Source organism: [Actinomadura] parvosata subsp. kistnae (assembly GCF_900323885.1).
GTDB lineage: Bacteria > Actinomycetota > Actinomycetes > Streptosporangiales > Streptosporangiaceae > Nonomuraea > Nonomuraea composti.
The window spans coordinates 852307-878428 of record NZ_OOHJ01000006.1 but is presented as its reverse complement, the minus strand read 5'-3'; the positions used below and the strand labels follow the sequence as shown (position 1 = coordinate 878428).

Sequence of the window (26122 nt, the reverse complement as noted above, 5' to 3'; positions counted from 1 at the left end):
CGTCGCCACGGCAAGGCAAATGATCGGCAATCGCCGGGAAGTGTGGGAAAAGGTTCTCACTTGTACGGACGTCGATCAGGGTTACCGGCCGGGTGCGGCAAGGGCGGTCCCCGGCTGGTGGTGGCGGTCACCGGGGCTGTTCGGCGACGAGCGCGGCGGCCAGGTCACGGACGACGGCCAGCCCGCTTCCCGAGCCGGGGTGCAACCCTTCGGGTTCGCCCGTGACCACGATGGTCAGCGCTTCCTCGGGCACGACCAGCACATACTGCCCGGCCCAGCCCGCAGCCATATAGGCGGAACGGCCGGCGATCCGGCAGACCCAGAACAACCATCCGTACGGCACGTCCTCCGGCGGTCCGCCCGCCGATTGGGCGGTCGTGGCCTGCGCGAGCAACTGCCCCAGGCTGAGCGCGTCCGTGCGCCAGGCCTCGCCCAGCCGCGCCAGGTCCAGCGGCGACAGGCACAGGCCGCCGAATCCCCACGGGACGCCCTCCGGATCGCGCGGCCACCGCCATGCCGTCACACCCAGCGGATCGAACACGGTGGCGGCCGCCAGCTCGGCGATGTCACCTGTCGCCGCCTGCAGGGCCGCGGCGAGCAGATGCGTGGCGCCGTTGTCGTAGCAGAAGACCTCGCCGGGTGGATAGCGGCCGGGCACCGCGAGCAGCGCGTCGACCCAGCTTCCCGGCTGCTCCATCACCCGATCGATGTCCTCCAGCCCGCCACAGTGCGCTCCGCCGGTCATGGACAGCAGGTGCCGTACCGTGGCGTCGCGCCGCGCGAGCGGCACCCGTTGTCCGAGCAGCTCGCCCAAGGTGGCGTCCAGCGACACTCGGCCGTCCCGGACGGCCAGCAGGGTGACGGTCGCCAGCACCGACTTCGTCACAGAGAACACGTCCGCCGGCTCGTCCAGCGCGCGGGCGCCGAACGCGTGGGCCGCGACCGTGGCGCCGTCGCGTACGACCACAAGGTGCCCGACATGAGCGAACCCGGGCTCGCGCAGCCGCCGCAGGGCCGCACTGATGGGATCTGCCGGCCGGACCTGTGTCATCCGTCGTCCTCCCGGGAAGTGAGGCGGGCCGGAACATCGTAGGCCCGTGTCGATGCGGATGGTGACACCCGCCACCCGGCGATCAGGTCCTGGCCGCGGTGGCGTTCTTCCGGGCGGAGAGCCTGGCCGGGGCGTGGGAGATGGTGCAGGCCATGTTCACCTGGCGGTCGGGCGAGCTGGAGGAGTTCACCGCGTTCGCCGCCGGTCACCGGCGCACGCTCGTTCTCGTGCTGGCGCTGGCCGTGGTGGTCCTGCCCAGCTCACCGGCGCTCGGCCCGCTGCTGCACCGGCGGGTCGCGCCGGCGGCGGTGCGGCTGACACGCGCGGCGATCACGTGGGTGGCCGCGCCGTACGCGGCCATGCTCGTCACCGCCGGCACCTTCAGCCCCTTCCTGTACTACCAGTTCTGACGAGGTCTCGATGAGAACACCGATGACGTTGCTGGCGGCGGTGATGTTCTTCACCGGCCCCGCACTGGCCTTCGCCGCCGGCGACCGCGCCGCGGAGATCGAGAACCGCCGGCTGCCCGCGTTCCCGGACCTGTCGCGCGGCTGGGCGGCCGTGCCCGAGGTGGAAGCCTGGGCGACGGCTCACCTGCCGCTGCGGCGGCAGGCCGTCCGCGGCCACGCGGCGCTGTCGGAGATCGTAGGCGGATCCGGCAGGCGGTTGGTGTTCACCGTGGCTCCGGACAAGACCACGATCAGCCCCGGCCACCTGCCCGCGCGTTTCCCCGGCCGGGCCTGCCTGCGGCAGCGCAAGCAGGAGTTCTGGGCCGCGCTGAAGGCGGCACGCCTGCCCGGCTACCTGGATCTGCGCGAACCGCTCGAGCGGTCGCAGCGGGAGACGGGCACACCCGCGTACTGGCGGACCGACAGCCACTGGACCGAGCGCTCCGCCGGCCTGTACGGCAGTGAGCTCGCCCGGACGCTCCAGCCCGGCCTGTCCCGTCACACCCGGCTGTCGAAGGCCGGGCAGGCGCCGCGCGACGGGGACCTGGGCGGGCTGCTGGGCATCCCGACCGAGGAGGTCATCGAGCGGTGGCGGCTCGTCCGGGACGGCGTGCGCCGGCTCCGCCAGGACGATCGCGAGCTGCCGGTGTCGTCCGGCACCGTCAACACCTCGGATCGGGCGCCGCTGTATCGGCCCGACGGCGCGCAACGTCAGCGATCCCCTCGCCGAGGCCCGGACGCTGCTGATCGGCGACTCGTTCACCCGCAACTCGCTGCCGTGGCTACAGCCGTACTTCGCCGATCTGACCTACCTGCGCAGCGACGCGCCGGCCACGATCGGGGCGCGGGGCATCGCGGAGAAGGTCGCCCGCAGCGAGACGGTGGTGGTCGAGATCGTGGAGCGCCGGCTGGTCGGCGGCGGGCTCGACCTGCTCGACGACAGCGTGCTCGACGCCCTCGACCGCGCCCTGTAGACCCGCGGGGCGGTGCGAGCCGTGGCCTGCCGTCGGCGAGAGTGCCGGACCGGGCATGAGGACGCTACCTGCCGGTGATGCGGGCTGTTGGAGCCGACGGTTCGAGGCTGCCGGTGTCTTCCTGCTGGCCCTCCGCCTGGCCTTGCCGAGGTAGTCGGGTGCTGAGCGCCCAGGTGGCCAGCGCGCACAGGGCCAGCGCCGCGCCCAGGGCGGCGGAGCCGAGCCAGCCCGCGGCGTCGAACAGCGCCGTCGTCGCGGCGGCGCCCAGCGCCGAGCCGAGCGAGTAGAAGACCATGTACGCGCCGATCGTCGTGCTGGTGCGGCCCGGGTAGGCGGCGGTGAGGGTGTGCTGGTTGCTCACGTGCACGGCCTGCACGGCGAAGTCCAGCAGGACCACGCCGACGATCAGCGCCGGCAGCGACCACGGGAGCTGGGCGATCGCGGCCCAGGAGGCGAGCAGGAGCGCCAGCGCCACGCCGGTGACACGTCGGGCGTGCCCGGCGTCGCCCCACCGTCCCGAACGGGCCGCGCCGAGCGAGCCCGCCAGGCCCGCGAGGCCGAACAGGCCGATCTGCGTCTCGCTGAGATGCCAGGGCGCACCGGCCAGCGGCAGCGACAGGCCGCTCCAGAGGGTGCCGAACGAGGCGAACAGGAAGAAGGCGATCAGGCCGCGGGTGAGGAACAGCGGCTGGGTGAACAGCGCGGCGAAGGAGCGGAGGATCCGCCCGTAGGTGGCCGGCGGCGGTTCCGGGGCTCGGCGGGTGTCCGGGGGCAGGAGGGTGAGGGTGAGTACGGCGAGGACGGCGGCCAGGAGGGCCAGCACCAGGTAGATGGCGCGCCAGCCCCACACGTCCGCCAGCGCGCCGGCGACGACCCGGCCGCCGAGGATGCCGATCACCACGCCCGAGGTCACCACGCCCAGGTTGCGCCCGCGTTCGGCGGGCGGTGAGATCGCCGCCGTGTAGGCGACCGCGCTCTGCACCACCACCGCGAACACGCCCGCCCCGGCCAGCCCCGCGAACGCCGCCCACGCGGCCGGGGCGGCCGCCGTGAGCGCGGTCGCCGCGGCCACCAGCGCCAGGTGCGCGGCGATCAGCCGCCGGCGGTCGAACAGGTCGCCCAGCGGCACCAGCAGCACCAGGCCGGCCAGGTAGCCGAGCTGGCCGGCGGCCACGAGCCGGCCGAGCGCGTCGGCCGCCACGCCCAGCTCGCGCCCCATCGGCCCCAGCACCGGCTGCCCGGCGTACACGCAGGCCACCGCGACCCCGCACACCACGGCCAGTAGCAGCCTCGTTCTCCGGTTCATCCGCGACAACCCCTCGATTGGTTTCGTTTTGCAACTGATCGGAGGGTAGGCAAGAATGGTTTCATTACGCAACTCAACGGGAGGAGTGTGATGGCACGCGACGACCACCCCGACCACCCCGGCCGCCAGGACAAGGCAGGGCGGAGCACCGCCTGGACGGATCCCGCGTGCCCGGTCGCCCGCACCGTCGATCTCGTCGGCGACCGCTGGAGCCTGCTCATCATCCGCGACGCGATGGACGGCGCCCGCTCCTTCACCGACTTCCAGCAGCGCACCGGCATCGCCCGCAACATCCTCGCCGACCGGCTGCGCAGGCTCACCGCCGCCGGCCTGCTCACCCAGGTGGAGGCCGGGCCGGGCAAGCGCCGCCCGTACGCGCTGACCCAGGCGGGCAAGGACCTCTTCCCGGTGATCGTCACGCTGCGGCAGTGGGGCGAGCGCCACGCGTTCGAGCCGGGCGAGACGCATTCGGTGCTGGTCGACGGCGACGGCGCCCCCGTCCCCGACCTGCTGCCCGTGGCGGCCGACGGGTCGCCGCTGACCAGCGACACGACCTCGGTACGGCACGTCCCGTGAACGCGTCACCTTGACCCCGACGTGAAGAAACCCGATATATCGCGCTCTGTCCGGGTAGTTGGAAGCTTTCCGCGATCACAACGGAGGAAAGCGATATGGGCTGGAGCTATCGGAAGTCGATCAAGGTCGGGCCGTTGCGGCTGAACCTGTCGCGCCGCGGCGTCGGCCACAGCTGGGGCAACCGGCTGTTCCGGGTGACGCGCGGCGCCGACGGCCGCCGTACGGTGTCGGTCAACCTGCCGGGCGGCCTCACCTGGCGCAAGACGCGCGCCGGCCGCTGACCGCCGGGAACGGGGACGGCCGCGGGCATCACGCCCGCGGCCGTCCCCGTTTCTGTCTGTCCGGGCGGATATGGCGGCCTGACTGGAAATCCCGCCCCGCCGGCACCAGACTGCGCCTGTACGCGACCGCACGGGGACGGGCGCACCTGGCCCGCCGGCCTGACGGAGTTCCCATGAAGTGCACATGACCGACAAGGAGTGCACATGACCGACGACGTACGCGTCACGATCGAAGCCGTCCCCCGCACGGGGCTGACCGAGCAGCGGCTGCGCCAGGCCGTCGCCGAGCATCCCGAGGCGCTGGCCGCGCTGGAGGTCGCCGACCCCGAGCGCCTCACCGTCACCTTCGCCCCCGGCCTGGGCCACGACCCGGGCGACAATGCGCCGTTCCAGGCCACCGTGTTCGACCCGGTCGGCAACCGCGCCGTGGAGCTGCGCGGCACCCTCGACCGTCCCGAGCGGGCCGAGCTGCGCCCCAGCTCCTTCCGTCCCCCGCCCAGCCGCGAGGAGCTGGTCGCCGCGGCGGCGATCCTGCGCGCCGACCCGCGCTTCCCGGCCGGGGACGACGTGGTCGTCTACCGGCCGATGCCGCCGCTGGCCGACGCCGAGAACCCCGACGGCACCACCGTGCGCCGCCCCACTCTCGGCCTGTACACGCCGGGCGAGCCCACGGGGCTGCGGCACCGGATCGTGGCCGTGGACCTGGCCGCCCGTTCGGTGGACTGGACGCCCGCCGGCATCAACGTGCGCATGCACCACGACTGCGAGGACAGCGTCCCGGTCGGCGTGGACGCGCTGGCCGACCGCGGCGGCCCCGACCAGGTGCGGGTCCGCGTGCACCGCGGCGGCACCGAGCTGTGGAGCCTGCTGGTGGTGCGCCCGCGCGCCTCCGCCCCGCAGAACCCGGGCGTCGGCGGCGGCGTCGAGCTGCGCCAGGTCCGCTACCGGGGCCGGCTCGTGCTGCGGCAGGCGCACGTGCCGATCCTCAACGTCGAGTACGAGGAGGGCACGACCTTCCGCGACATGGTCAACGCCGAGACCCGCTTCAGCGCCACCGGCAGCGACCCGGTCGGCTGGGGCTGGCGGCTGTGCACCAGCTCCCCCCGTACGATCCTGGAACGCCCCGGCACCGACGCAGGCAACTTCCAGGGCGTCGCCTTCCACCACGACGGCGAGCAGCTGCGCATCGTCAGCGAGCTGGAGGCCGGCTGGTACCGCTACGCCAGCGACTGGCGGCTGGCCGACGACGGCGAGATCCTGCCGCGCTTCGGGTTCGCCGCCACCCGCAACCCGATGACGTGCCTGGTGCACCGCCACCACTGCTACTGGCGGCTCGACTTCGACGTCGAGGGCGCCGGCAACGACGTCGTCGAGCAGGTCGACGACACCGGCTCCCTCATCCCCGAGCCGGTGACGATCATCCGTGAGACGTCGCGGCGGCGCCGGCCGCCGGCCCGCTACTGGCAGGTCCGCGACAAGGCGTCTGGGCGGGGGCTGCAGATCCATCCGGGGCCGTTCGACGGCACCGCCGACGCCTACGGCATCTCCGACCTGTGGTTCCTGCGCCACCACCCGCGCGAGCTGGACGACGGCGACCCCGACCCGCGCAATCGCGCCATGATCAACCGTTTCCTCAACGGCGAGAACATCAACGGCGCCAACGTCGTCGTCTGGTACGCCGGGCACTACTTCCACGACCAGGCCCACCCGCAGCCCCACCAGGGCGAGCTGATCGGGCCGCGGCTGGTGCCGATCTAAACGCTAACCTGTCGCCCATGACGCAGGTGGGACATGAGGCGGCGCGCGCACTGCTGCGCAGGCTCGCCGTGGAGCAGGCCGAGTGCAGGATCCCGTCGGTGGTGGCGGCGATCGTCCGCGACGGGCGGCCAGTGTGGTTCGGCGGGCGCGGCAGCGTGGACGGCGCCGCCCCGACCGCCGCCACGCAGTACCGCATCGGCTCGATCACCAAGAGCATGGTGGCGGTCGTGGTGATGCGGCTGCGCGACGAGGGGCTGCTCGACCTGACCGACCCGCTCGAACGGCACCTGCCGGGCACCCGGCTCGGCCACCTGACCATCGCCCAGCTCCTGTCGCACACCGCGGGCCTGACCGCCGAGCCGCCCACCGCGTGGTGGGAGCGCACCCCCGGCATCCCCGCCGGTGAGCTGCTGGACCGGCTCGGCCCCGGCGAGCTGAAGCACCGGCCGGGCCGCCGCTTCCACTACTCCAACGTCGGGTTCGCGGTGCTGGGCGAGCTGGTGGCCCGCCTGCGCGGCACCACGTGGCTGAAGGCGTTGCGCGCCGAGGTGCTCGACCCGCTCGGCATGCACGCCACCACGCCCCGGCCGCGCGCCCCGCACGCCACCGGCTACGCGGTGCACCCGTGGGCGGACGTGGTGCAGGCCGAGCCGGAGCACGACGCCGACGCCATGGGCCCGGCCGGGCAGCTGTGGTCCACCGCGCACGACCTGGCCCGGTGGGCGGCGTTCCTGGGCGGCGAGACCGCCGGGGTGCTGTGCACGCAGACGCTGGCCGAGATGCGCGAGCCGGCCGGGGTGGAGGACGGCGACACCTGGAGCGGCGGGTTCGGGCTCGGGCTGCAGCTGGCCAGGGTCGGCGGGCGGCGCCTGGCCGGGCACACCGGCTCCATGCCCGGCTTCCTGGCCACCGTGTGGAGCGACGCCGCCGAAGGGGTGGGGGCGTTGTTCCTGGCCAACACCACCAGCGGCATGAGCGGCACCCTGCTGCCGGATCTGCTCGACCTGCTCGACCGCCACGAGCCGCGCCTGCCCGACGAGTGGCGGCCCGTCCCGGCCGATCCCGGCCTGCTAGCGCTGACGGGGTTGTGGCACTGGGGGCCGAAGGCGTACACGCTGCGGCTGCTGCCCGAGCGGGGGCTGTCGCTGGAGCCGGTCGGCGGGGCGGGGCGGGCCTCGCGGTTCGTGCCGCAGGACGACGGCACGTGGCTGGGGCTGGACGGCTACTACGCCGGGGAGACGCTGCGGGTCGCGGCCGACCATCTCGACCTCAACACCTTCATCTTCACCCGGACGCCCTACGACCCCAACGCGCCGGTGCCGGGCGGCGCGGGCGACTGGCACGCCTGACCGCTCGGCGCGGCGGCCCCGCCGCGACCAGCGGGTATAGCGGGTCCAGCGGGGTCAGCCGGCGAGCGCGGCGGCCAGCGCGGTCGCCGGGCCCGGCGGCAGGGCCGCGTGCAGCAGTTCCACGCGGTGCACCAGCCGGGGCGCGGCGACCGGCACCGCGCACACCGGCCCTCCACCTGCGGGGACGGCCGAGGCGGGCAGGAGGGTCAGGCCGTGGCCGGCCGCCGCCAGGGTCAGCACCGTGTGCACGTCGTCCCCCTCGTACTCCAGGCCCACCGGGAACCCGTCACCCACCAGGTCCCGCAGGCGGGTGAGCGGGCACAGGGGCGTGTCGAGCCAGCGGGCGTCGATGAGGTCGGCCAGCCGCAGCCGGGCCCGCCCGGCCAGGGGATGGCCGGGCTCCAGCACCACGACCAGGTCCTCCTCGCTCACCCCGGCCGTGCTCATCGGGCCGGACTCGGGCAGGCGCAGCGGGTCGCTCGGCGCCGCGATGCCGCCCGCCAGGCCCAGCTCCGCCCGTCCCTCCGCCACCAGGGCCGCCAGCCGCTCGGCCCGGCACGTGCGCAGCCGCACCTCCAGGCGCGGCTGCGCGGCGCGCGCCGCCGCGAGGCGGGCGGCCACGACCGGGTTGACCGCCAGCGGGGTGGCGGCCACGCGCAGCAGGTGGGAGGGCTCGGCGGCGGTGCGCAGCACGTCGGCGCGGGCCGCGCGCAGGCGCAGCAGCAGCGGCCCCGCGTGCTCCAGCAGCCGCCGCCCGGCCGGGGTGGGCTCGACCGGGCGGCGGCGCAGCAGCGCCAGGCCCAGGTCGGCCTCCAGGGCGGCGATCTGCTGGGAGATCGCCGACTGCGTGTAGCCGAGCTCCGCGGCGGCGGCGGAGAACGAGCCGTGCCGGGCGACGGTCACGAACGTGGTCAGCAGGTGCGGGTCCATCAGCATCGCTTATCGTCGGTGCAGGAATCATCGTTGGCGCTTAACGGGGGGCGCCGGTCACGATGGTGCCATGAGAATCGCTCTTGTGGGGGACCGCTCCCCCGGTGTCCGCTCCCACGCCCGGATCCCGCAGCTCATGCGGGCGCTGCGCGAGCGCGACGGGATCGCGCTCGACCCGTACTGGCTGCCCACCACCGACGTCAGCGGCATCGAGGGGTTCGACGGGATCTGGCTGGTGCCCGGCAGCCCGTACCAGGACGAGGCGGGCGCGGTGCGGGCCGTGCGGGTGGCGCGCGAGCGCGGCATCCCGTTCCTGGGCACGTGCGCGGGCTTCCAGCACATGCTGCTGGAGTTCGCGCGCGAGGTGTGCGGGCTGCGCGTCGCGCACGCCGAGAACGACCCGGGCGCCGGGGACTTCGTGATGACGCCGCTGGCGTGCTCGCTGGCCGGCCACGAGGGTCTGGTACGGCTGGTGCCCGGCACGCGCATCGAGCAGATCGTCGGCGCGCCCACGACGATGGAGTCCTACATCTGCTCCTACGGCCTCAACGAGGACTACCGGCAGACGCTGGCCGCGCACGGCATGGTGTTCTCCGGCCACGCCGACGACGGGACGGCCCGGGTGGCCGAGCTGCCGGGGCACCCGTTCTTCCTGGCCACCCTGTTCCAGCCGGAACTGGCCGGCGACGGGACGCGGCCGCACCCGGTGATCTCCGCGTTCGCCGCCGCCGTCGCCCGCCACCACCACCCCGCCCACGACCTGACCACCACACGCTGACCCCACCCCTGGGCCGGCCGCAGGTGTCCGGCGGCGGCGTCGGTGGCGGTCACCACGCCGCCCACACCCCGAGCCCGGGGGCTGACGGGCCTTGATCAGCGGCACATCGCGTCGATGAGCCCGGAGAACCCGGGGAACTCCGCCCGAGCGTCCGCCACGATCCGCGCCGGATCGCGGCGGCGGCCCGGGGCGTGGCGTTCGGCGATCGCGCGGAAGCCGTCGTTCGGCTCGGCGGGGCGGGCGGGGTCGTCGAAGGCCTCGCCGGGGCCGAGGCCGGCGGCGAACAGCCACAGCAGGTCGCCGAGATCCCGGGCGATCACGCCCCGGTCGCCCTCGGAGCCCAGATGGACGACGGGCTGGCCGGTGAGCGGCGTGCCGGGCCGGATCAGCCAGAAGCCGGTGTAGTCGCCCGCGCCGGTCGTGCCGAAGAAGCGGAACCGGCTGCCGTCGGCCTCCGGGTTGCCCGTCCACAGGCGCAGCCACCACGCGGTGCGGCTCGGCTCCTCCAGGCGGGGGTACAGCTCGAAGTCGCAGCCGACGGCTTCGTCGCTGTCCTCGTCCCACTCGTAGGTGAAGCCGATCTCGGCCACTTCGGCGAGGGCGGCGGGCAGGGCGAGATCGTCGGGTGTGTCGCTCACGCCGCACACCCTAGACGATCATCCGGCGGGTCAGTAGGCGAGTGCGCCGATGCCGCCGTCGACGCGCAGGACGGTGCCGGCGGTGTAGGCGGACTCGTCGGAGGCGAGGTAGACGGCCGCCTTCGCCAGCTCGGTGGCGGTGCCGATGCGGTGCAGGGGCACGGTGCGGCGCAGCTCGTCGTAGAGGGCGGCCTGCCGTTCGGGGCCGAGCGCGGCGAAGGTGTCGGTGAGGGTGGGGCCGGGGCTCAGGCCGTTGACGCGGACGCCCCGCTCCTTCAGCTCGTAGGTCAGCCCGCGCGCCAGCGACAGTAGCCCGGCCTTGGCGGCGCCGTAGACGGCGGCGTTCTCGTGGCCGATGAAGGCGGACACGGAGCCGACGACGATGACGGACGCCTGCCGCGACAGCAGCGGCAGCAGCGCCTTGACCAGGAAGAACGGTCCTTTGAGGTTGGTGGCGAGGAGCCGGTCGAACGCCTCCTCGGTCCAGGACTCGATCGGCAGGTGGGTGGTGTCGGCGGCGTTGCTCATCACGATGTCGAGCCGCGGCCACTCCTGCCGCAGCCGCTGCGCGAGTGCCGCCTGGCCGGGCACGTCGCCGGCGTCGGACAGGACGGTCAGCACCCGGCCGTCCAGCCGGCGGGCGGCCTCGTCCAGCCGTTCACGGGAGCGGCCGGTGATCGCGACGGCCGCTCCCTCGGCGAGGAACTCGCGGGCGGTCTCGAAGCCGATGCCGCTCGTCCCTCCGGTGATCAGTGCGTACTTGCCGTCAAGTCGTCCCATGTCAGTCTCCTCAAAGCGGGCGAATCCTCAAAGCGGGCGGTCAGATGGCGGTGCGGCCGCCGTCGGCGGCCACGACGGCGCCGGTCATGTAGCTGGCCTGGTCGCCGGCGAGGAAGGCGATCACGTGGGCGACCTCGGCCGGGTCGCCGGCGCGCCGCAGCGCGGTGGTCAGGCCCATGCCGCCGACGTCCGGGCCCATGGCCGCCACCACCTTGGAGGTGGTCATCGGGCCGGGCGCCACGGCGTTGACGCGCACGTTCGCGGCGGCGAACTCGGCCGCCCAGGTGCGGGTCAGCGACTCCAGCGCGGCCTTGGTGGCGCCGTAGACCGCCATCGGCGCCAGGCCCAGGCGGGCGGCGGTGGAGCTGACGTTGACGATGCTGCCGCCGCCGGCCGCGGCCATCTTCGGCGCGAGCCGGGCGACCAGGAGGAACGGCGCGCGCACGTTGACCGCGAAGGCGGCGTCGTAGGCGGCGAGGTCCTGGTCGGGGGTCGTGCCGAACGGGACGACGCCGGCGTTGTTGACGAGGATGTCCACCGCCCCGGCGTCGTCGGCCAGCCGCTGCACGGCCTGGGGGTCGGCCAGGTCGGCGGGGACGAAGCGGACGGTGCCGGTCGCGCTCTCCCGCACGTCCGCCACGACCTGGGCGCCGCGGTCCGGGTCGGTGCCGGTGATGATCACGTCCGCGCCGCCGGCGGCGAGGATCCTGGCCGTCGCGTGCCCGAGCCCGCCGATGGCGCCCGAGCCGGTGATCAGCGCCGTCTTTCCGGTGAAGGTCATGGTGGTCCTGCCTCTCGCCGGCCGGCACGCTCGCGCCGGCCGACTTCTGTGCATTCGTTCAAGAAGTCGTGCGGTCCTCACCGTACGGGGTTTTGTGCAGCCGGTCAAAAAGTCGTAACCTGGGCACATGGCACGCACCGGGCGCCCCCGCGCCTTCGACAAGGACCACGCCCTGGAGCGCGCGCTGCTGCTGTTCTGGTCACGGGGCTACGGAGCGACCTCCGTCCAGGACCTCGTCGACGCGCTCGCCCTGGAACGCGGCAGCCTGTACGGCGCCTTCGGCGACAAGCGCCAGTTCTACCTCACCGCGGTCCAGCTGTACTGGGACACCTACGAGCGCCGGCTGCGGGAGGCGCTGGAGGCCGGGCCGGTGCTGCCGGCGCTGCGCGAGGTGCTCACCCACCCCGTCCGGGCGCACGAGTACGCCTCCGACCTCGGCGTCCCGCAAGGCTGCATGATCGGCAACACCAGCGCCGAGCTCGTCCCGCAGGACGACGAGGCCCGCCGGATCGTGACCCGCTCGCACGAGCGTTTCGTCGAGATCGTCGCCGGCGCGCTGCGGCGCGCGCAGGCCGACGGCGAGGTCACCCGCGCCGCCGCCCCCGAGGCGCAGGCGCGGCTGCTGCTGTTCACCACCCAGGGCCTGTCGCTGGTCGCCCGCGCGGGCCTCGACACCGCCGCCGCCCTCGCCGCCGTCGACGCCCTCATCGACGGCCTGCGCGCCTGAAACGCAAGGGCCCCGTGTGATGTGCGCCACGTCGTGTCACTCCGCAGGAACGCGCGGTGTCTTGAGGGCATGACTGAACACGGCACCCTGCACAAGATCGTGGTCATCGGCGGCGGCTACGCGGGAACGGTCGCGGCCAACCACCTCCGTTCGCGCACCGACGTCGACATCACTCTCGTCAACTCCCGCCCGAAGTTCGTCGAGCGGATCCGGCTGCACCAGTTCGTGGCCGGCGGCTACGACGCCTGCCGCGACTACGGCACGCTGCTCGGCGACGGCATCCGGCTGGTGGTCGACGACGCCACCCGCATCGACACCACCTCCCGCACCGTGGAGCTGGCCTCCGGCCGGGCACTCGACTACGACTACGTCATCTACGCGGTCGGCAGCACCGGCGCCATCCCCTCCTCGGTGCCGGGCGCGGCCGAGTTCGCCTGCTCCCTCGCCGAGTTCGAGGCCGCCCAGCGGCTGCGCGACCGGCTCGCGGAGCTGCCCGCCGACGCCGAGGTCACCGTGGTCGGCGGCGGGCTGACCGGCATCGAGACCGCGGCGGAGCTCGCCGAGCAAGGACGCACGGTCACGCTGGTCTGCGGCGCGACCCTGGCTCCGTCACTCAGCACCGCCGGCCGCCGATCGATCATGACCTGGCTGACCGAGCACGGCGTCACCGTGCTGGAGGGCACCGCGGTGGCCGAGGTCCGGCAGGACGCCGTCGTCCTCACCGACGCGGCGCTACGGCGCAGCGACCTCACCATCTGGACGGCCGGCTTCGGCGTGCCCGCCCTGGCGGCGGCCAGCGGGCTGCGCGTCGACGCGCTCGGCCGCCTCCTCACCGACGAGACGCTCCTCAGCCTCGACGACGACCGCATCGTCGCGGCGGGCGACGCCGCCTCACCGTCGGGCCGGCCACTGCGGATGAGCTGCCAGGCCGCCGTACCGCTCGGGGTGCAGGCCGCCGACACCGTGCTGAGCCGCATCGCGGGCACCGAACCGGCGGTGATCGACCAGGCCTTCAAGGGGTCGATCATCAGCCTGGGCCGGCACGCCGCCACGATGCAGCCCGCCCGCCCGGACGACACCCCCCTGGACACCTGCATCGACGGGCGGCAGGCCGCCGAGATCAAGGAGGAGTTCTGCAAGAAGGCAGTGACGGGAATCGCCCTGGAGGCCCGCAGCCCAGGGTCCGTCGTCTGGCAGAAGAGCGGGCCGCGGGCCGAGCGGATGGCGGCGCCGGCATGAGCACCGACGAGCACGCCGAACGGTTCACCCTGTTGCGGCCGCTGCTGTTCGCGATCGCCTACGAGATCCTCGGCTCGGCGACGGAATCCGACGACGTGCTCCAGGACAGCTACCTGCGGTGGGCGGAGGTGGACCTGGCGACGGTCCGTGACACCAAGGCCTACCTGGCGCGGCTGGTGACCCGGCAGGCGCTCAACGCGTTGCGGGCCGGCGCCCGCCGCCGCGAGGACTACGTCGGCGTGTGGCTGCCGGAGCCGCTGCTGCTCGACGAGCACGACGCCTCCGAGGACCTGGTGCTCGCCGAGTCGGTGTCGATGGCGATGCTCGTGGTGCTCGAAACGCTCACTCCCGACGAGCGAGCGGTGTTCGTCCTGCGTGAGGTGTTCGGCTTCGACTACGACGAGATCGCGCCGGCGGTGGGCAAGTCGGCCGCGACGGTGCGCCAGGTGGCGCACCGCGCCCGTGAGCACGTGCGGGCGCGGCGCAAGCGCTTCCACCCCGCGGGCCCCGCCAGGACCGCCCGGGTCACCGAGCGGTTCATGGCCGCGGTGACCACCGGCGACATGGAGGGACTGCTGTCGCTGCTCGCGCCGGACGTCACCTGGACCGCCGACGGCGGCGGCAAGGTGATCACGGTGCGCCGGCCCGTGGTCGGCGCGGAGAAGGTGGCCGCGCTCATCCTGGGCATCTTCCGGCCGGACCTGCGCATCGAGCGCGTGAACTGCAACAACACGCCCGCGCTCGCCGCCTACAACGGCGAGCGCCTGGAGGGCGTCTTCCTGGCCGACGTCGCCGACGGGAAGATCACCCAGTTCTACGCCATCCGCAACCCGGACAAGCTCCTCGCGCTGGCGGCCCCCCGCCGGATCAGCCGCTGACCGCCACGCCCATCCCGGCCGGCGATCCGTGGCCCCCACGCCTCGCGCTCGCCGCGCGGCCTGGTGCGCCACAGGACCAGCCGGCCGGGCGGGCCGGGCGGCGTACGCTCGACGTGACAGTGCGCGTCTTCCAACCCCTGGGAAAGGGATGCACATGGGCGTGCCGGCGTTGCTCGCGATCGTCGCCGTCGTCCTGGCCGTGCCGGCCGCGGCGATCTCCCTGCTCTCCCTGCACCGCATCGGGCCCGACCAGGTCGGGCTCGTCATCAAGCGCTACAGCGGCCGCAAGCTCACCGAGGACAACCCGGTCGCCTTCAACGGCGAGGCCGGATACCAGTCCGAGCTGCTGATGCCGGGGCTGCGCTTCAAGATGTGGCCCAAGTTCGGCGTCAGGAAGTTCCCCTGGGTGCAGGTGCCCGCCGGGGAGATCGGCGTCGTCATCGCCCAGGTCGGCCGGCCGCTGCCGATCGGCGCCAAGAGCGCCCGCTTCAGACCGGAGTTCGGCAACTTCTCCGACCTGCGCGCCTTCGTGGCCGGCGACGGCGAGAAGGGCGTGCAGCGTCCCGTGCTGCCGCCGGGCACGCTCGTGCCGATCCATCCGGTCGCGTTCGTGGTCATCACCGCCCGCAAGGTGTACGGCCTGCCGGTCACCCCCGAGCTGGCCCGCCTGGCCGAGCGCGGCAAGCTCACCCCCTCCTCCTTCGGCCTGGCCCCCGAGCAGCTGCAGGTGATGGTCATCAGCCCGCAGAGCGAGACGGACGTCGTGGGCCTGGTCACCGTCCTGGAGGGCGAGCCGCTGCCGCCCGGTGACATGGCCAGCCGCCTGGGCGGCTTCTCCGACATGACCCGGCTGGAGGCCATGCCGCGCACCACCGACGCCGAGCTGATCGAGGCCCTGCTCGGCTCCCAGAACGAGCGGCACAACAACTACCAGGACTTCCAGGCGTTCCTGGACGCCGGCGGGCGCATCGGGCTGCAGCACGACCCCCTGCTGTACGGGGCGTACCTGCTCAACCCCTTCCTCGTCCGCGTCGAGCAGGTGCCGATGCTCGTCGTACGGCAGGGCCAGGTCGCCGTCATCAAGAGCTTCGTCGGCCTGCCCACCCTCGACACCTCGGGCGAGGAGTTCAAGTTCGGCAGCATCGTCCGGCCCGGGCACCGGGGCATCTGGCAGGAGCCGCTGCGCACCGGCAAGTACCCCCTCAACACCCGCATCTACGCCGCCGAGATCGTCCCCACCTCCATCCTCACCCTGAACTGGGCCAAAGCCGTCTCCTTCGCCCACAACCTCGACTCGCGGCTGGAGCCCATCATCGGCAAGAGCCGGGAGGGGTTCGTCTTCCACATCGACCTGCAAGTGCAGATCCACGTCTCCGACACCCGCGCGCCCAAGGTCATCTCCATGGTCGGCACCATGCAGAACCTCGTCACCGAAGTGCTGCAGTCGGCCGTCGGCAACCACTTCCGCAACACGTTGCAGAACCTGGAAGCGGTGATGTTCATCGAGACCCGCCAGGAGGTGCAGGTCAGCGCCTTCCACGCGATCAGCTCCTACCTCAACGGCTACCAGGTCGAGACGAAGGGCGTGCACATCCAGGACGTCGTCTTCCCGCCGGAGATCGTCGAGGTCCTGACCCGGCGCGAGATCGCCAACCAGCAGCGGGCCACCTACGAGGAGCAGCGCCGCGCCGAGATCGCCCGCATCGAGATGGAGAAGGCGCGCGGCACCGCCGACCGGCAGGCCGAGCTGGCCACCGCCCAGGTCTCCGTCGACATCAACGCCAGCCGCGCCAAAGCACGCGAGGCGGAGGCCAGCGGCGAGGCCGCGTTCGTCCGGCTCACCGGCCAGGCCGAGGCCGACAAGGTGCAGGCGATCGGCCTGGCCGAAGCCGCCGCCGCCGAGGCGCTCGGCCTGGCCAAGGCCGCCGCGTTCCACGCCCAGAGCCAGGCCATCGGCGAGCTGCCCACGGCGATCGTGGCCGTGGCGAACGCGGTCGCGGACGGGCAGATCGACATCATGCCGGACGTCCTCGTCACCGGGCCGGGGTCCAGCCTCGAAGGGCTGGCCGCCGTGCTCACCCGGGCCCTGAGCAACGGCTCCGGCACCCTGCCCCTACCGTGCCCCCGCCCGTGCCCCCGCCCGTGCCTCCGCCCTCGCCTCCGAAGGAGCCGATCGTTCCTTGAGGACGGGGAGCCGTCCCCGGGGTGCGCGGGGACGGCTCGCTCGGGAGCGCCGGCCGGCTAAGCCCAGGGCTGGCCGACCGTCCAGCTCACGTCCGCCGCCCACGAGGAGGTGCTGTCGAAGGCGTGCGAGCCGCCGTTGGAGGCGATGTAGACGACGTTGTTGTAGTGGCGCAGGAACCGGTCGGGGAAGTTGTAGGAGGCGAACGACGTGCCCTGGCCGCTCCTGCCGCCCTGCGCGCAGAACGTGGCGTCGGCGGCGAACAGCGAGCTGCCGTCGTTGCGCTGCCGGTACAGCTGGTAGTTCTGGTGACGCAGGTAGTCGCCGGGATAGTTGCGCGACTCGAACGACACGCACGAACTGCTCGCCAGCCCGGCACGCACCACCCAGGTGGCGTCGTTCTTGTCCAGCGACGAGCTGGAGGAGCCGACCACCGAGGTGATGACCTGGTCGTTCTGGTGGCGGATCGAGCGGTCGGTGTAGCCGGGCGTGGTCGCCCGCAGCGAGATCGCCGACCCCGGGGTCAGGGTGCCGCCCGGGACGCCGCCGCCCGAGGGCGCGTACCCGGCGGCGACGATGCTCGCCTGCACCGCGTTCTCGGTCGCGTCCGACGGGTAGCCGCTGGTCATCACGCCCTCGTAGAACGTGCCGCGGGCACCGATGCTGTTGTCGCCGCCGATGCCCAGGATGATCGCGCCCTCCTTCTTCATCGGGTTGTAGCCGGCGACGTTGGGGCGCGGGCCGTTGTAGAAGGTGGCAAGGCCGCCCGACTGCGCGTTGCCGCCCCGGATGGCCCAGTGGTTCGGCTCGCCCTTGACGATGGCGGTCAGGAAGCGGTGGCTGATGCTCGGGTCGCCCGCGTTGTAGCCGCGGTTCACGCCCGAGAACAGGCCGTTCTCCAGGTCGGCCATGATCCAGGGGCCGTTACCGGCGCCGTAGCCCCACACCTTGTTGTTGCCGAAGTAGATGGCCTCCATGGTGCCGTTGCCGTTGTCGCGGCTGTTGGTCTCGGCGTTGCCGTAGTCGAAGCAGCAGCCGCCGTTGTAGTGCGTGCCGTCGAAGACGGCGTACATGCCTTCCGGCTGGTCGCCGCGGGCGATGCCGTTGGTGCTGTTGTCGCGGTAGCCGGTGCCGGGGGCCACGTACACGCCGTACGCCTTGTGCCCGCCGACCATGATCGGCGCCGCGGTCGCGACGGCGAGGTTGTCGTACCCGCCGGGCGCCGGGCCGGAGAAGCCGCCGGGCGGCGCCTGGGTGAGGTGGTTGCCGCGGCCCGACTGGTCGTAGATGACGGAGATGAGGCAGGTCGTGCCGGCGCAGAAGGTGTCCTGCGCGGCGGCGTCGGCGTAGCCGCCCGCGCTCAGGACGCCGATGTCGCGGGTGGCGTTGTCGGAGGAGCGGCGCACCTGGTAGAGCGAGCCGCTGTAGGCGCCGTACAGGGCGCGGGTCGTGCTGTGCGCCGCGACGCAGGGCGTGCCGCCGGCGGCGTAGAGGTCGCACGACAGGGACGCGGCGGCCTGCGACGGCGTGGACAGGCCGGTCAGCAGACCGGCGGCGAGCGCGACGACCGCGCCCGCGGACGACATCGCCTTTGTCAGATTGCGTAATCCGGAGCCAGCCATGATGGTACCTCTGCCTTTTTCGGGCGATGCCGGAGAATTGCGGCATGGGGCATCGACGATGGGCTCATGCCGATGGGCCTGCGGACATCGCGACAGGGAGGAGAATTATACTGTTAGCGCTAACATCGGCGCGGTCATCGACCTCCTGAGCGAGAATTCAGGGTGACCGGCTCACTATGGAACGAGCACGTGGGTGACGTCAACCCTCACGCGCCCGCGCATTTCGGATGAAACTTTCAGCACCTCGGCCCGGCCCTGCGGAAATGGCGGACATCAGCCGTTCAGAACGGTCAGAAGGATTTCGTCAAGAGCGCGACGCGGCCGCCGTCCCATGCGTTATGAATCGGAATGCCGTACGCCGCTCACGAGGGGACGTCCCATGGCCAAGACGCGCCAGAAGAGGCGCCCCCGCCCGCGCCCGGGCTCCCTCCGTGAGGAAGAGGGGAGCTGGAAGGGCGTGCGGGCGTGGCTCGCCGGCATCCTCAGCGCCGTGATCGTCGCCGCCGCCGGCGTCGTGGTCACCGCCTGGCTGAACGCGGACGGCCCCGACACCCTCGACCGCGTCACCGGCGAGCCCCCGGTCAAGGTCGGCCACGTCGCGGTCGACCACGCCGCCCAGGACCTCGCGCTGCGCACGCCCGTCCAGGACCCCGCCGACCGGGCGGTGCTGCTCGGCAGCGCGGGCGCCTCGCGGCGGGACGCGGTCCTGGCCCGCCACGAGTGGGCGCCGCTCGAGGCCGCCGAGCTCACCGTCGTCCTCGTCGGCAACCGCAGCAGCGTGCGCATCGTCGACATCCAGCCGCGTGTCCTCGGCCGCGCGCCCGTCTCGGACGGCGCGCTGCTCGTCCACACCCCCGCCGGGGAGGCCGACGCGATCGAGCTGGCCGCCGACCTCGACCAGCCCGCGCCCCGCTTCGCCACGTCCGGCGACCCGGACACGCCGTACTTCAGGAAGAAACAGATCGACCTCAAACGGGACGAACGAGTCACGCTCTCCATGGCGGTCACCGGCACCGCCGCCTGCTACACCTTCGACCTCCTGGTCACCGTGCTCGCCGGCGACCGCACCGAGCAGCTGACCATCACGGGGCCCGATCGGACGCCGTTCCGCGTCACCGGCACCTCCGCCACGTACCAGGGGTACTACACCTACTCCCAGATGGGCGGCTGGCAGCCGATCCCCAGGAGCCAGGCGTGCGCCATCGAGCCGAAGCTCGCCGAGGCCGGCAAGTGCTGAGCGGGCGCGAGCACCGGCAGGGCGCGATCGGACGGGAAGCGAACGGGCGGGGCACGATCCGGCAGGATGCGATCCGGCAGGATGCGATTCGGCAGGATGCGATCGGGCGGGGCGGGATGGGGCACGGCATCAGGCGCGGCGCGAGGCGCGGCGCGATCTTGCGAGGTGCGATCCTGCTCGCGGTGCTCCTCCTGGCGACCTGCGCCGTCGCGGCCCGGGACGGTGCCACAGGGCCGCCGCGCGTTCTCGCCGCGTGGCGGGCGGCCTGGTCGGTGCCCACCGAGGCGGGGTACGCCGTCCCCGGGCACACCCCGGCCGGTCAGGCGGTCGCGGTGGCCACGCGTCAGGGCGACGTGCGGATCCACGACCCCCGCACCGGAGCACTGCGGCGCGTCGTGCCCGCCGGCGCCGCCCGGCCCGCGTCCGTCACCGGCCTCTGGATCGCGGCGGGCACACTGATCGTCTCCAGAGGCGCACCGGGCGGCGCCGAGCAGACCCTGCACGGCCACGACCTGGCCACCGGCACGGCACTGTGGCGGCGAGCGATCACCATCACCGACTACCGGCCCACACTCGGGAACACCGGCACCTACCACGGGCCGCGCGTCCTGGCGACCGAGCGCGGCATCGTGGTGGTCGAGGAGCCCGACGAGCCCATCGCCGTGCGGGCCCTCGACCCGCGCACCGGCGCGGTGACGGCCCGCTGGGCTCCTCCCGCCGGCTGCCGGCTGACCGCCGCCGCGACCGCCCGCTCGGTGATCCTGCTCAGCCACTGCCAGGAGAACGACCTGCGCCTCGCCTCGCTGAACCCGGGCACCCTGCGCCAGGAGTGGAGTCGAGCCCTACTGTCATCGTCCGCCCCGCAAGGCGACGGCCCTCCGATCGGCCTCAGAGCCGCCGCCGACGGGTACGTGCACGCCTCGGTGGGCGAGGACGACTTCTTCTACGGGCCGGACGGCCGCCTCCTGTCCACCGGATCGCAAGCCGTTCCGGCCCAGCAGGGGAGCCCGCCCACGCAGACCGGCTCCGGCCCTGGCGCTCCGCCCGCGCAGGCAGACCCCGCCTCCGGAGATTCGCCCGCGCAGACGGATCCCGGCCGCTGGAGCGCACCCCTGTACGCCGGCCCCCTTCCGGCCCCGGGCGCGCACGGCGGCATCGAGCTGGACGGCACCTGGCCGCTGCCCGCCTACCTGGTCTCCGTGGACACCCGCACCGGACGCCTCGGCGGCCTGCCGATCGACGTGCCCGCCCGCCTGGCGACCCTCGCCGGTACCAGCGGGGACCTGGCCTTCGTGCACAGCGACGCCGGCAGGGGCGGGCGGCTCACCGCGTACAGGCTGGTCCATGAGCGGCCCGGTCGGCGGACCGCCTGGCCGGACCCGTGCACCCTGCTCACCACCCCCGACCTGGCGTCGTTCGCGCCCGGCTACCGCCCGTCCCCCGCCACCGACGGCGCCGCGACGTGCGACTGGATCCCGCCGGCCGACGGCACCCCGGTCGTCTCGCTGTCCGTGGACTGGGTGTCGCCGTCCGGGAACGGCGCCAGAGATCTGTTCGCCGCCGAGGCCGCCGCCATCAGGCAGAACGGCGACATCGACCCCACCACCGAGGTGCCGGGTTTCCTGTCCTACACCGTCGCCACCCCGAACGGCTTCTACGGCGCGGCGCTCGTGAACGTCGGCCCCGTGATCGCCCGCCTCACCTCGGCCTCACGAGCGGCGGTGCGCCTGCTCGCCGCGTCCCTGCGCCGCAACCTGCTGGCCCGCTACCAGCCGGGCGTCCCCGCCCCCTCCCCCACGGGCGGGCCGGGATGGAACTTCCCGGCCGACGCCGCCATCCGCACCGACCCGGTGGTGGCGGGCGGCGTCGTCCACGCCATCAGCGGCGACGGCGTCGTCCTCGCCCTGGACGCCGCCACGGGCGCGCTCCGCTGGCGCTTCCGTACGGGCGGCTCGGTCCCGGACGCCTTCGCCGTCGCGGACGGCAGCGTGTACGCGGCCGGCAACGGCACCGGCTCCCTGGTGGTCCTGGACGCCGCCACCGGCCGCCCCAGGTGGACCCGCACGCTCACGGTCGCGGGCGGCTTCGTCGCGGAAGGGGGCCGCCTGCACGCCTGGACCAGGCCCTCCCCCGCCTCGGGAAGCGCCACCCTGGTCACGCTCGACCCCGCAACGGGCGCAACGTTGTGGACGTTCCGCCCGGACGGCGACGTCTTCAACCTCGATCCCGTCCTGAGCGGCGACCCTCTCCTCGTGGGCGCCGACCAGGGCCTCGTCCACGCCCTCGACCCCGCCACCGGGGCGGAGAGGTGGCACCATCGCACCGGCCCGCCCGGTGAGCGCGTCCACCTGACCCGGGCGGGCACGACCGTCTACGCCATCGGCGCCGGCGGCACCGCCCACGCCCTGGACGCCGCCACCGGCCGCCTCCGGTGGAGGTCACGCATCCCCGGCGCCGTCACCTCCCGCCCGCTCGTGGCCGGCGGCATCCTGTACGCCGGCGACAGCGACGGCACCACGTACGCGCTGGACACCACCACCGGCACCCCGCTGTGGCACGTCCGCACCGCCCGCGACGAGCCCACCTACACCTGGAGCGCCGCGGCCGGCGACGGCCTGCTCTTCACCGCCGGCGCCGACCGCACCCTGTACGCCCTCGACCCCGCCACCGGCACGAGTCGCTGGAGCCTCCCCCTGCCGAAGGGCCGCGCCACCGGCCCCGTCGTGGCGGGCGACGCCGTCCACGTCACCGCCCGCGACGGCACCCTCCACACCCTCGACGCGACCACCGGCGCAGTGCGATCCAGGCTCCCCACCGGCGGCACCACCACGACCACCCCGGTCATCGGGGACGGCTTCGTCTACGTCGGCAGCTCCAACGGCAACCTGTACGCGCTGCCCTCGTAAGCCGGGGCCGGTCATGGCTGCGGCTCGGAGCCCAGCTCCCGCAACCGGCGCAACAGCGCCGCCCGCCGCCGGTGCGCGCGTACCACCAGAACCAGGGCCGCCCCGACGAACAGCGCCCCCACCACCAGCGCCGGCACCGGGACGGTGCCGCGCTGGGCGGCGACGAAGGCGATCAGGGCGGTGACGGAGGCGCAGGCGGCCAGCGCGATCCAGGCGGCGATCACCCGGTCGGTGGCGAACAGCGGCACCCGCCGCCTGACCAGCCAGCCGCCGTAGCACGCCCACGCCAGACAGAACGCCGTGAGCAGCCCGAACGCGAGCCGCGTGCGCCCCGGCAGCGGCGCCGGCTCGCTCCACCACAGGCCGAGCACGAACACCGCCCCGGCCAGCCCCGCCACCAGCGCCGCCACCGCCCGCACGCGCGTGCGGACCCGCAGCGACGGCTCCAGCCGCTCGAGCAGCTCCCGCGCGGACAGGCGCGGCTCCTCGTCTCCGTTCATGACCGGTCTCCCTCCTCCAGGCAGGTACGCAGCAGGCGACGGGCCCGGCTGAGCCGCGACTTGATCGTCCCGGCCGGGACCTGGCAGATGTGGGCGCAGTCCGCCACCGGCAGGTCCTCCAGGTAGTGCAGGACGAGGACCTCCCGCTCCGGCAGCGGCAGCCGCGCCAGCGCTTCGACCAGCACGGCCCGGTCCACCATGGCCTCCACCTGATCCTCGGTGAAGGTGTCCCCGGTGAAGGTGTTTCCGGCGGGCGTGAGCGTTTCCTGCTCGCGGGCGTACTGGCCGCGCAGCCGGTCGGTGATCGACCTGCGCGCGATCGTGAACAGCCACGGCGCGAACCGTTCGGGCTCCCGCAGCCGCGGCAGGCCGCGCACCACCGCCAGCCAGATCTCCTGGCTCACGTCGTCGGCCCGCTCGGCGTCGAGCATGCGCCGCACGTACGTCCACACCGGCACCCGCCAGCGCGCCACCAGCTCCGCCAGCGCCGCCCGCTCGCCCAGCTGGGCGCGCACGATCAGCAGCTCATCAGACATCTCGGCCTCCCGTCACCCAGCACAGTCGGGCGGCGGGCCGTCCAGGTTCACCGATTCCGCACGCGTTCAGGCGGGCGGGGGCAGGAGCCGGGCCAGCCGGTGCAGGCAGTGGCGGGCGAACGCGACGGCGACGGGCCGGACCAGCGGCCAGGCCGCCCGGCCGAGCGGCCCGAGCGGCAGCTCCAGCTCCTCGGCCCACACCACGCGGCTGCCGTTCCCCTGAGGGCGGACGCGGATGGCGCCGCGGCCCCGCACCACCCGCCCGGTGTGCAGGACGCGCATCAGCGCCGGCGGCTCCCAGTGGGTGATCGTCATCGTGTCGAGGAAGCCGAGCGGCCACACCCCCGTGTACGCCTCCAGCCGGTCCTCGCCCACCTGCCGGGCGGTCGTCAGGAGCATCCACTCGTGGTGCCGGGGCCAGTCGGTGATCAGCGCGAACACCTGCTCCGGCGGCGCGGGCACGTGCACGGCGGCGGCCGCGTACACGGGTTTCACGTGGATGCTCCCCTCGTGGAAGGCCGGTCATGACGTACCTGCTCATGATCGGCCTCGTCGAACCCGACATGCCCGACAAAATCGCCCGCCTACGCGGCCGCCCGCGCGTCGATCAGCCCCGCGGCGGCCAGGTCGGCCCACAACCGCCCCGGCACCTCACGGTTGAACGAGGCCAGGTTGTGGCGCGCCTCCTCGGCCGAGCGCATGCCGACCACGACGCCGGCGACCACCGGATGCAGCAGGGGGAAGGCCAGGGCCGCCTCGGGCAGCGTCACGCCGTGGGCCTGGCAGACGTCGGCGATGCGGTGCGCGCGCTCCAGCACCTCCGCCGGCGCGGGCCCGTACTCGAAGCGCGCGTCGGGGCCGGGGGCGGGGGGTGGCCAGGATGCCGGAGTTGAACACCGAGGCCGCCAGGACCGAGACCCCGCGCTCGGCGCAGGCCGGCAGCAGGTCGTCCAGGGCCGGCTGCCGCAGCAGCGTGTAGTGGGCGGACAGCATGATGACGTCCACGTCGGCCTCCCGGACGAGCCGGGTGAGCAGGCCCGTGTCGTACATGCCCGCCCCGATGGCGCCCACCAGGCCCTCCGCGCGCAACTCGGCCAGCGCGGGGGCGCCCTCACACAGCGCGTCCTCGAAGTGCTCCTCGGCGTCGTGCAGGAAGAGCACGTCGAAGCGGTCGACGCCCATCCGGGTCAGGGAGTCCTCGACGCTGCGCCGGATGCCGTCGCGGGAGAAGTCCCAGACGCGGCGGTGGGTGGCGGGCACCTGGAAGAACTCGTCCATCCGCCCTTGCGGGTCCTGCGGGACGAGCAGCCGGCCTACCTTGGTGGACAGCACGTACTCGTCGCGCGGCTTTTGGCTGAGGAACCGGCCGATCAGGCGTTCGGACTGCCCGATCCCGTAGTGCGGCGAGGTGTCGAAGTAGCGGACGCCGCCCTCCCACGCCGCCGCCAGCGCCTCGGCGGCCTCGTCCTCGGGCGTCGCCGTGAACAGCCCGCCCAGCGGGCCGCCGCCGAACCCCAGCTCCGTGACCTCCACCGAGCTGCCCCCGAGCCGCTTGATCTGCATCCCGATCCTCCTCCAGACGACCTGTACGGCCTCCAGCTCACCGTCACGACGCCCGGCGGCCAAACGATTAAGCCCCGGGCTTCACGGTGACGAGGCGGTCGCCGAGTTCGGTGCGGCCGTAGAGGACCTGCCGCCCGTCACGGGCCTTGGCGACCAGGCCCGAGCCGTACAGGACGCGCAGGTGCTGGGAGACGGCGCTGGGGGTGACGCGCAGGCGGCGGGCCAGCTCGATCGTCGGCAGCGGCTCCTCCAGCAGGCGCAGCAGCCGGGCGCGGGGCGCGCCGAGCAGCGCGCTCAGCGCGCCCGCGTCCGTGACCTGCGCGGGCGTCCACAACGTGGCCACCGCCCTGCTCGGGTAGACCAGGCTGGGCGGCTCGTCCGGGCTGACCGGCGGGGCGGGCTTGTGGGCGAACACCGACGGCATCAGCAGCAGCCCCCGCCCGGACGCGGCGACATGGTGGTGGCCGATCATCTTGGAGATGCGCAGCACGCCGTCGTGCCAGCGCAGGTTCGGGTGCATGTCGGCGAACAGCAGCCGGGCGCCGCCCCTGGCCAGCCGCCGCGCCCGGTACGTCATGTCGGCCTCCAGCACCTGCCGCATCCGGGGCCAGAACGGCTCGACCGCCAGCGCCCAGTAGCGGCGCAGCAGCTCGCAGGCCGCGTCGCGGAAACGGGCCGCGTCGTCGTCGCCGTCCAGGGCCGGCCGGGAGACGAGCGCGGCCGGCACGTCCCGGCGGACCAGCCCGGGGGGTGTGCGCCGGACGAGGGCCAGCTCCTCCTCGAACGCCGGCGCGAACGTCTCGGGCCTCGGGGTCAGGAAGTCGGGCAGGGCCAGCCGTTCGCCGACCAGCGCGGTCAGCCGTTCGGCGTCGGCCGCCTCCAGCCTGGCGAGCACCGTCCTGCGCCAGGGCAGGTGCAGGGCGTGCAGGCCGGGGTCGCGCAGGACCCGCAGGCTGAAGACGGTCTCGGCCAGGGGCGAGATCGCGAACCGGGTGTCGGCGAGGTCCTCGACGCCGAGCTCGTAACTGATCATTAAGCTGGAGGCTACATCAATGGGCGGCGGGGCGTCCTGGGCGCTCTG

25 protein-coding genes and 1 pseudogene are annotated in these 26122 nt (G+C 73.7%); 13 read left to right on the top strand and 13 right to left on the bottom strand.

The features are described 5' to 3' along the window. Positions 1 to 127: 127 nt before the first annotated feature. Positions 128 to 1051, bottom strand: a complete 924-nt coding sequence (locus KIS93_RS08045; RefSeq protein ID WP_080038864.1) for a serine hydrolase domain-containing protein — start codon at positions 1049 to 1051, stop codon at positions 128 to 130. 98 nt (positions 1052 to 1149) lie between these two features. Here KIS93_RS08045 and KIS93_RS08040 point away from each other — a divergent pair, with 98 nt between their 5' ends. Beyond that, positions 1150 to 1461, top strand: coding sequence for a hypothetical protein (locus KIS93_RS08040; protein WP_186403965.1), 312 nt, complete (start codon positions 1150 to 1152; stop codon positions 1459 to 1461). Positions 1462 to 1471: 10 nt separating this feature from the next. Beyond that, complete coding sequence (locus tag KIS93_RS68905) at positions 1472 to 2533, top strand: alginate O-acetyltransferase AlgX-related protein (RefSeq protein WP_080038863.1); 1062 nt, start codon at positions 1472 to 1474, stop codon at positions 2531 to 2533. Between the two features lie 5 nt (positions 2534 to 2538). On the opposite strand, the gene KIS93_RS08030 is transcribed toward KIS93_RS68905, so the two are convergent. Then, entirely contained in the window at positions 2539 to 3780 is a 1242-nt protein-coding gene (locus KIS93_RS08030) for an MFS transporter (protein WP_080038862.1), read from the bottom strand. A 90-nt stretch (positions 3781 to 3870) separates the two neighbouring features. Here KIS93_RS08030 and KIS93_RS08025 point away from each other — a divergent pair, with 90 nt between their 5' ends. From KIS93_RS08025 to KIS93_RS08010, 4 genes are all read left to right on the top strand, one after another. Next, positions 3871 to 4356: a winged helix-turn-helix transcriptional regulator gene (locus KIS93_RS08025; protein WP_080038861.1), complete on the top strand. Its 486-nt coding sequence runs from the start codon at positions 3871 to 3873 to the stop codon at positions 4354 to 4356. A gap of 95 nt (positions 4357 to 4451) precedes the next feature. Next, positions 4452 to 4637 (top strand): DUF4236 domain-containing protein, encoded by a 186-nt coding sequence (locus tag KIS93_RS08020; RefSeq protein ID WP_080038860.1) that lies wholly within the window; start codon positions 4452 to 4454, stop codon positions 4635 to 4637. 204 nt (positions 4638 to 4841) lie between these two features. Further along, positions 4842 to 6395 (top strand): hypothetical protein, encoded by a 1554-nt coding sequence (locus KIS93_RS08015; RefSeq protein WP_080038859.1) that lies wholly within the window; start codon positions 4842 to 4844, stop codon positions 6393 to 6395. Between the two features lie 17 nt (positions 6396 to 6412). Further along, the gene (locus KIS93_RS08010; protein WP_080038858.1) at positions 6413 to 7744 is read left to right on the top strand and encodes a serine hydrolase domain-containing protein; all 1332 of its coding nucleotides are present in this window, start codon (positions 6413 to 6415) and stop codon (positions 7742 to 7744) included. Between the two features lie 54 nt (positions 7745 to 7798). Here the strand turns inward: KIS93_RS08010 and KIS93_RS67350 are convergent, their stop codons facing one another. Beyond that, the gene (locus KIS93_RS67350) at positions 7799 to 8680 is read right to left on the bottom strand and encodes a LysR family transcriptional regulator (RefSeq protein ID WP_281261951.1); all 882 of its coding nucleotides are present in this window, start codon (positions 8678 to 8680) and stop codon (positions 7799 to 7801) included. A 64-nt stretch (positions 8681 to 8744) separates the two neighbouring features. Here KIS93_RS67350 and KIS93_RS08000 point away from each other — a divergent pair, with 64 nt between their 5' ends. Continuing rightward, on the top strand, positions 8745 to 9452 hold the full coding sequence (locus KIS93_RS08000; protein WP_080038857.1) for a CTP synthase C-terminal region-related (seleno)protein: 708 nt from the start codon (positions 8745 to 8747) through the stop codon (positions 9450 to 9452). A 95-nt stretch (positions 9453 to 9547) separates the two neighbouring features. Here the strand turns inward: KIS93_RS08000 and KIS93_RS07995 are convergent, their stop codons facing one another. Genes KIS93_RS07995 through KIS93_RS07985 form a run of 3 tightly spaced genes read right to left on the bottom strand, consistent with a single transcriptional unit; the run spans position 9548 to position 11651 of the window. Then, positions 9548 to 10090: an SMI1/KNR4 family protein gene (locus KIS93_RS07995; protein WP_230466175.1), complete on the bottom strand. Its 543-nt coding sequence runs from the start codon at positions 10088 to 10090 to the stop codon at positions 9548 to 9550. Between the two features lie 30 nt (positions 10091 to 10120). After that, positions 10121 to 10870, bottom strand: coding sequence for an SDR family oxidoreductase (locus tag KIS93_RS07990; RefSeq protein WP_080038856.1), 750 nt, complete (start codon positions 10868 to 10870; stop codon positions 10121 to 10123). Positions 10871 to 10910: 40 nt separating this feature from the next. After that, positions 10911 to 11651 carry an SDR family NAD(P)-dependent oxidoreductase gene (locus KIS93_RS07985; protein WP_080038854.1) on the bottom strand — a complete coding sequence of 247 codons (741 nt, stop codon included), beginning with the start codon at positions 11649 to 11651 and terminating at the stop codon, positions 10911 to 10913. Positions 11652 to 11778: 127 nt separating this feature from the next. On the opposite strand from KIS93_RS07985, the gene KIS93_RS07980 reads away from it, so the two are divergent. From KIS93_RS07980 to KIS93_RS07965, 4 genes are all read left to right on the top strand, one after another. Continuing rightward, complete coding sequence (locus tag KIS93_RS07980) at positions 11779 to 12378, top strand: TetR/AcrR family transcriptional regulator (protein ID WP_080038852.1); 600 nt, start codon at positions 11779 to 11781, stop codon at positions 12376 to 12378. Positions 12379 to 12447: 69 nt separating this feature from the next. Continuing rightward, positions 12448 to 13617, top strand: coding sequence for an NAD(P)/FAD-dependent oxidoreductase (locus KIS93_RS07975; protein WP_080038850.1), 1170 nt, complete (start codon positions 12448 to 12450; stop codon positions 13615 to 13617). Then, complete coding sequence (locus KIS93_RS07970; RefSeq protein ID WP_080038848.1) at positions 13614 to 14495, top strand: RNA polymerase sigma-70 factor; 882 nt, start codon at positions 13614 to 13616, stop codon at positions 14493 to 14495. The genes KIS93_RS07975 and KIS93_RS07970 overlap by 4 nt, the downstream gene beginning before the upstream one ends. Positions 14496 to 14655: 160 nt before the next feature. Beyond that, on the top strand, positions 14656 to 16740 hold the full coding sequence (locus KIS93_RS07965) for an SPFH domain-containing protein (protein ID WP_186403964.1): 2085 nt from the start codon (positions 14656 to 14658) through the stop codon (positions 16738 to 16740). Here KIS93_RS07965 and KIS93_RS07960 read toward each other — a convergent pair. Then, a complete protein-coding gene (locus KIS93_RS07960) occupies positions 16737 to 18263 on the bottom strand; it encodes an alpha-L-arabinofuranosidase B (protein ID WP_155127272.1) in 1527 nt (508 codons plus the stop codon). The genes KIS93_RS07965 and KIS93_RS07960 overlap by 4 nt on opposite strands. A gap of 415 nt (positions 18264 to 18678) precedes the next feature. Here KIS93_RS07960 and KIS93_RS07955 point away from each other — a divergent pair, with 415 nt between their 5' ends. Both KIS93_RS07955 and KIS93_RS07950 read left to right on the top strand, forming a co-directional pair. Beyond that, positions 18679 to 19536 (top strand): hypothetical protein, encoded by an 858-nt coding sequence (locus tag KIS93_RS07955; RefSeq protein WP_080038843.1) that lies wholly within the window; start codon positions 18679 to 18681, stop codon positions 19534 to 19536. A 158-nt stretch (positions 19537 to 19694) separates the two neighbouring features. Then, a complete protein-coding gene (locus KIS93_RS07950; RefSeq protein ID WP_186403963.1) occupies positions 19695 to 22442 on the top strand; it encodes an outer membrane protein assembly factor BamB family protein in 2748 nt (915 codons plus the stop codon). Between the two features lie 11 nt (positions 22443 to 22453). Here KIS93_RS07950 and KIS93_RS07945 read toward each other — a convergent pair whose 3' ends face one another. The 6 genes and pseudogenes from KIS93_RS07945 to KIS93_RS07925 form a co-directional block, all read right to left on the bottom strand. Beyond that, entirely contained in the window at positions 22454 to 22942 is a 489-nt protein-coding gene (locus tag KIS93_RS07945) for a hypothetical protein (protein ID WP_080038841.1), read from the bottom strand. After that, complete coding sequence (locus KIS93_RS07940) at positions 22939 to 23478, bottom strand: RNA polymerase sigma factor (protein ID WP_080038839.1); 540 nt, start codon at positions 23476 to 23478, stop codon at positions 22939 to 22941. The genes KIS93_RS07945 and KIS93_RS07940 overlap by 4 nt, the downstream gene beginning before the upstream one ends. Before the next feature lie 66 nt (positions 23479 to 23544). Then, the gene (locus KIS93_RS07935) at positions 23545 to 23973 is read right to left on the bottom strand and encodes an SRPBCC family protein (RefSeq protein ID WP_222107320.1); all 429 of its coding nucleotides are present in this window, start codon (positions 23971 to 23973) and stop codon (positions 23545 to 23547) included. Between the two features lie 89 nt (positions 23974 to 24062). After that, complete coding sequence (locus KIS93_RS67345; protein WP_268966959.1) at positions 24063 to 24248, bottom strand: pyridoxal 4-dehydrogenase; 186 nt, start codon at positions 24246 to 24248, stop codon at positions 24063 to 24065. A gap of 136 nt (positions 24249 to 24384) precedes the next feature. Continuing rightward, positions 24385 to 25041: pseudogene (locus KIS93_RS07930) on the bottom strand (aldo/keto reductase); the annotation flags it as partial. Between the two features lie 67 nt (positions 25042 to 25108). Next, positions 25109 to 26074, bottom strand: a complete 966-nt coding sequence (locus tag KIS93_RS07925; protein WP_080038837.1) for an ArsR family transcriptional regulator — start codon at positions 26072 to 26074, stop codon at positions 25109 to 25111. Positions 26075 to 26122 lie beyond the last annotated feature (48 nt).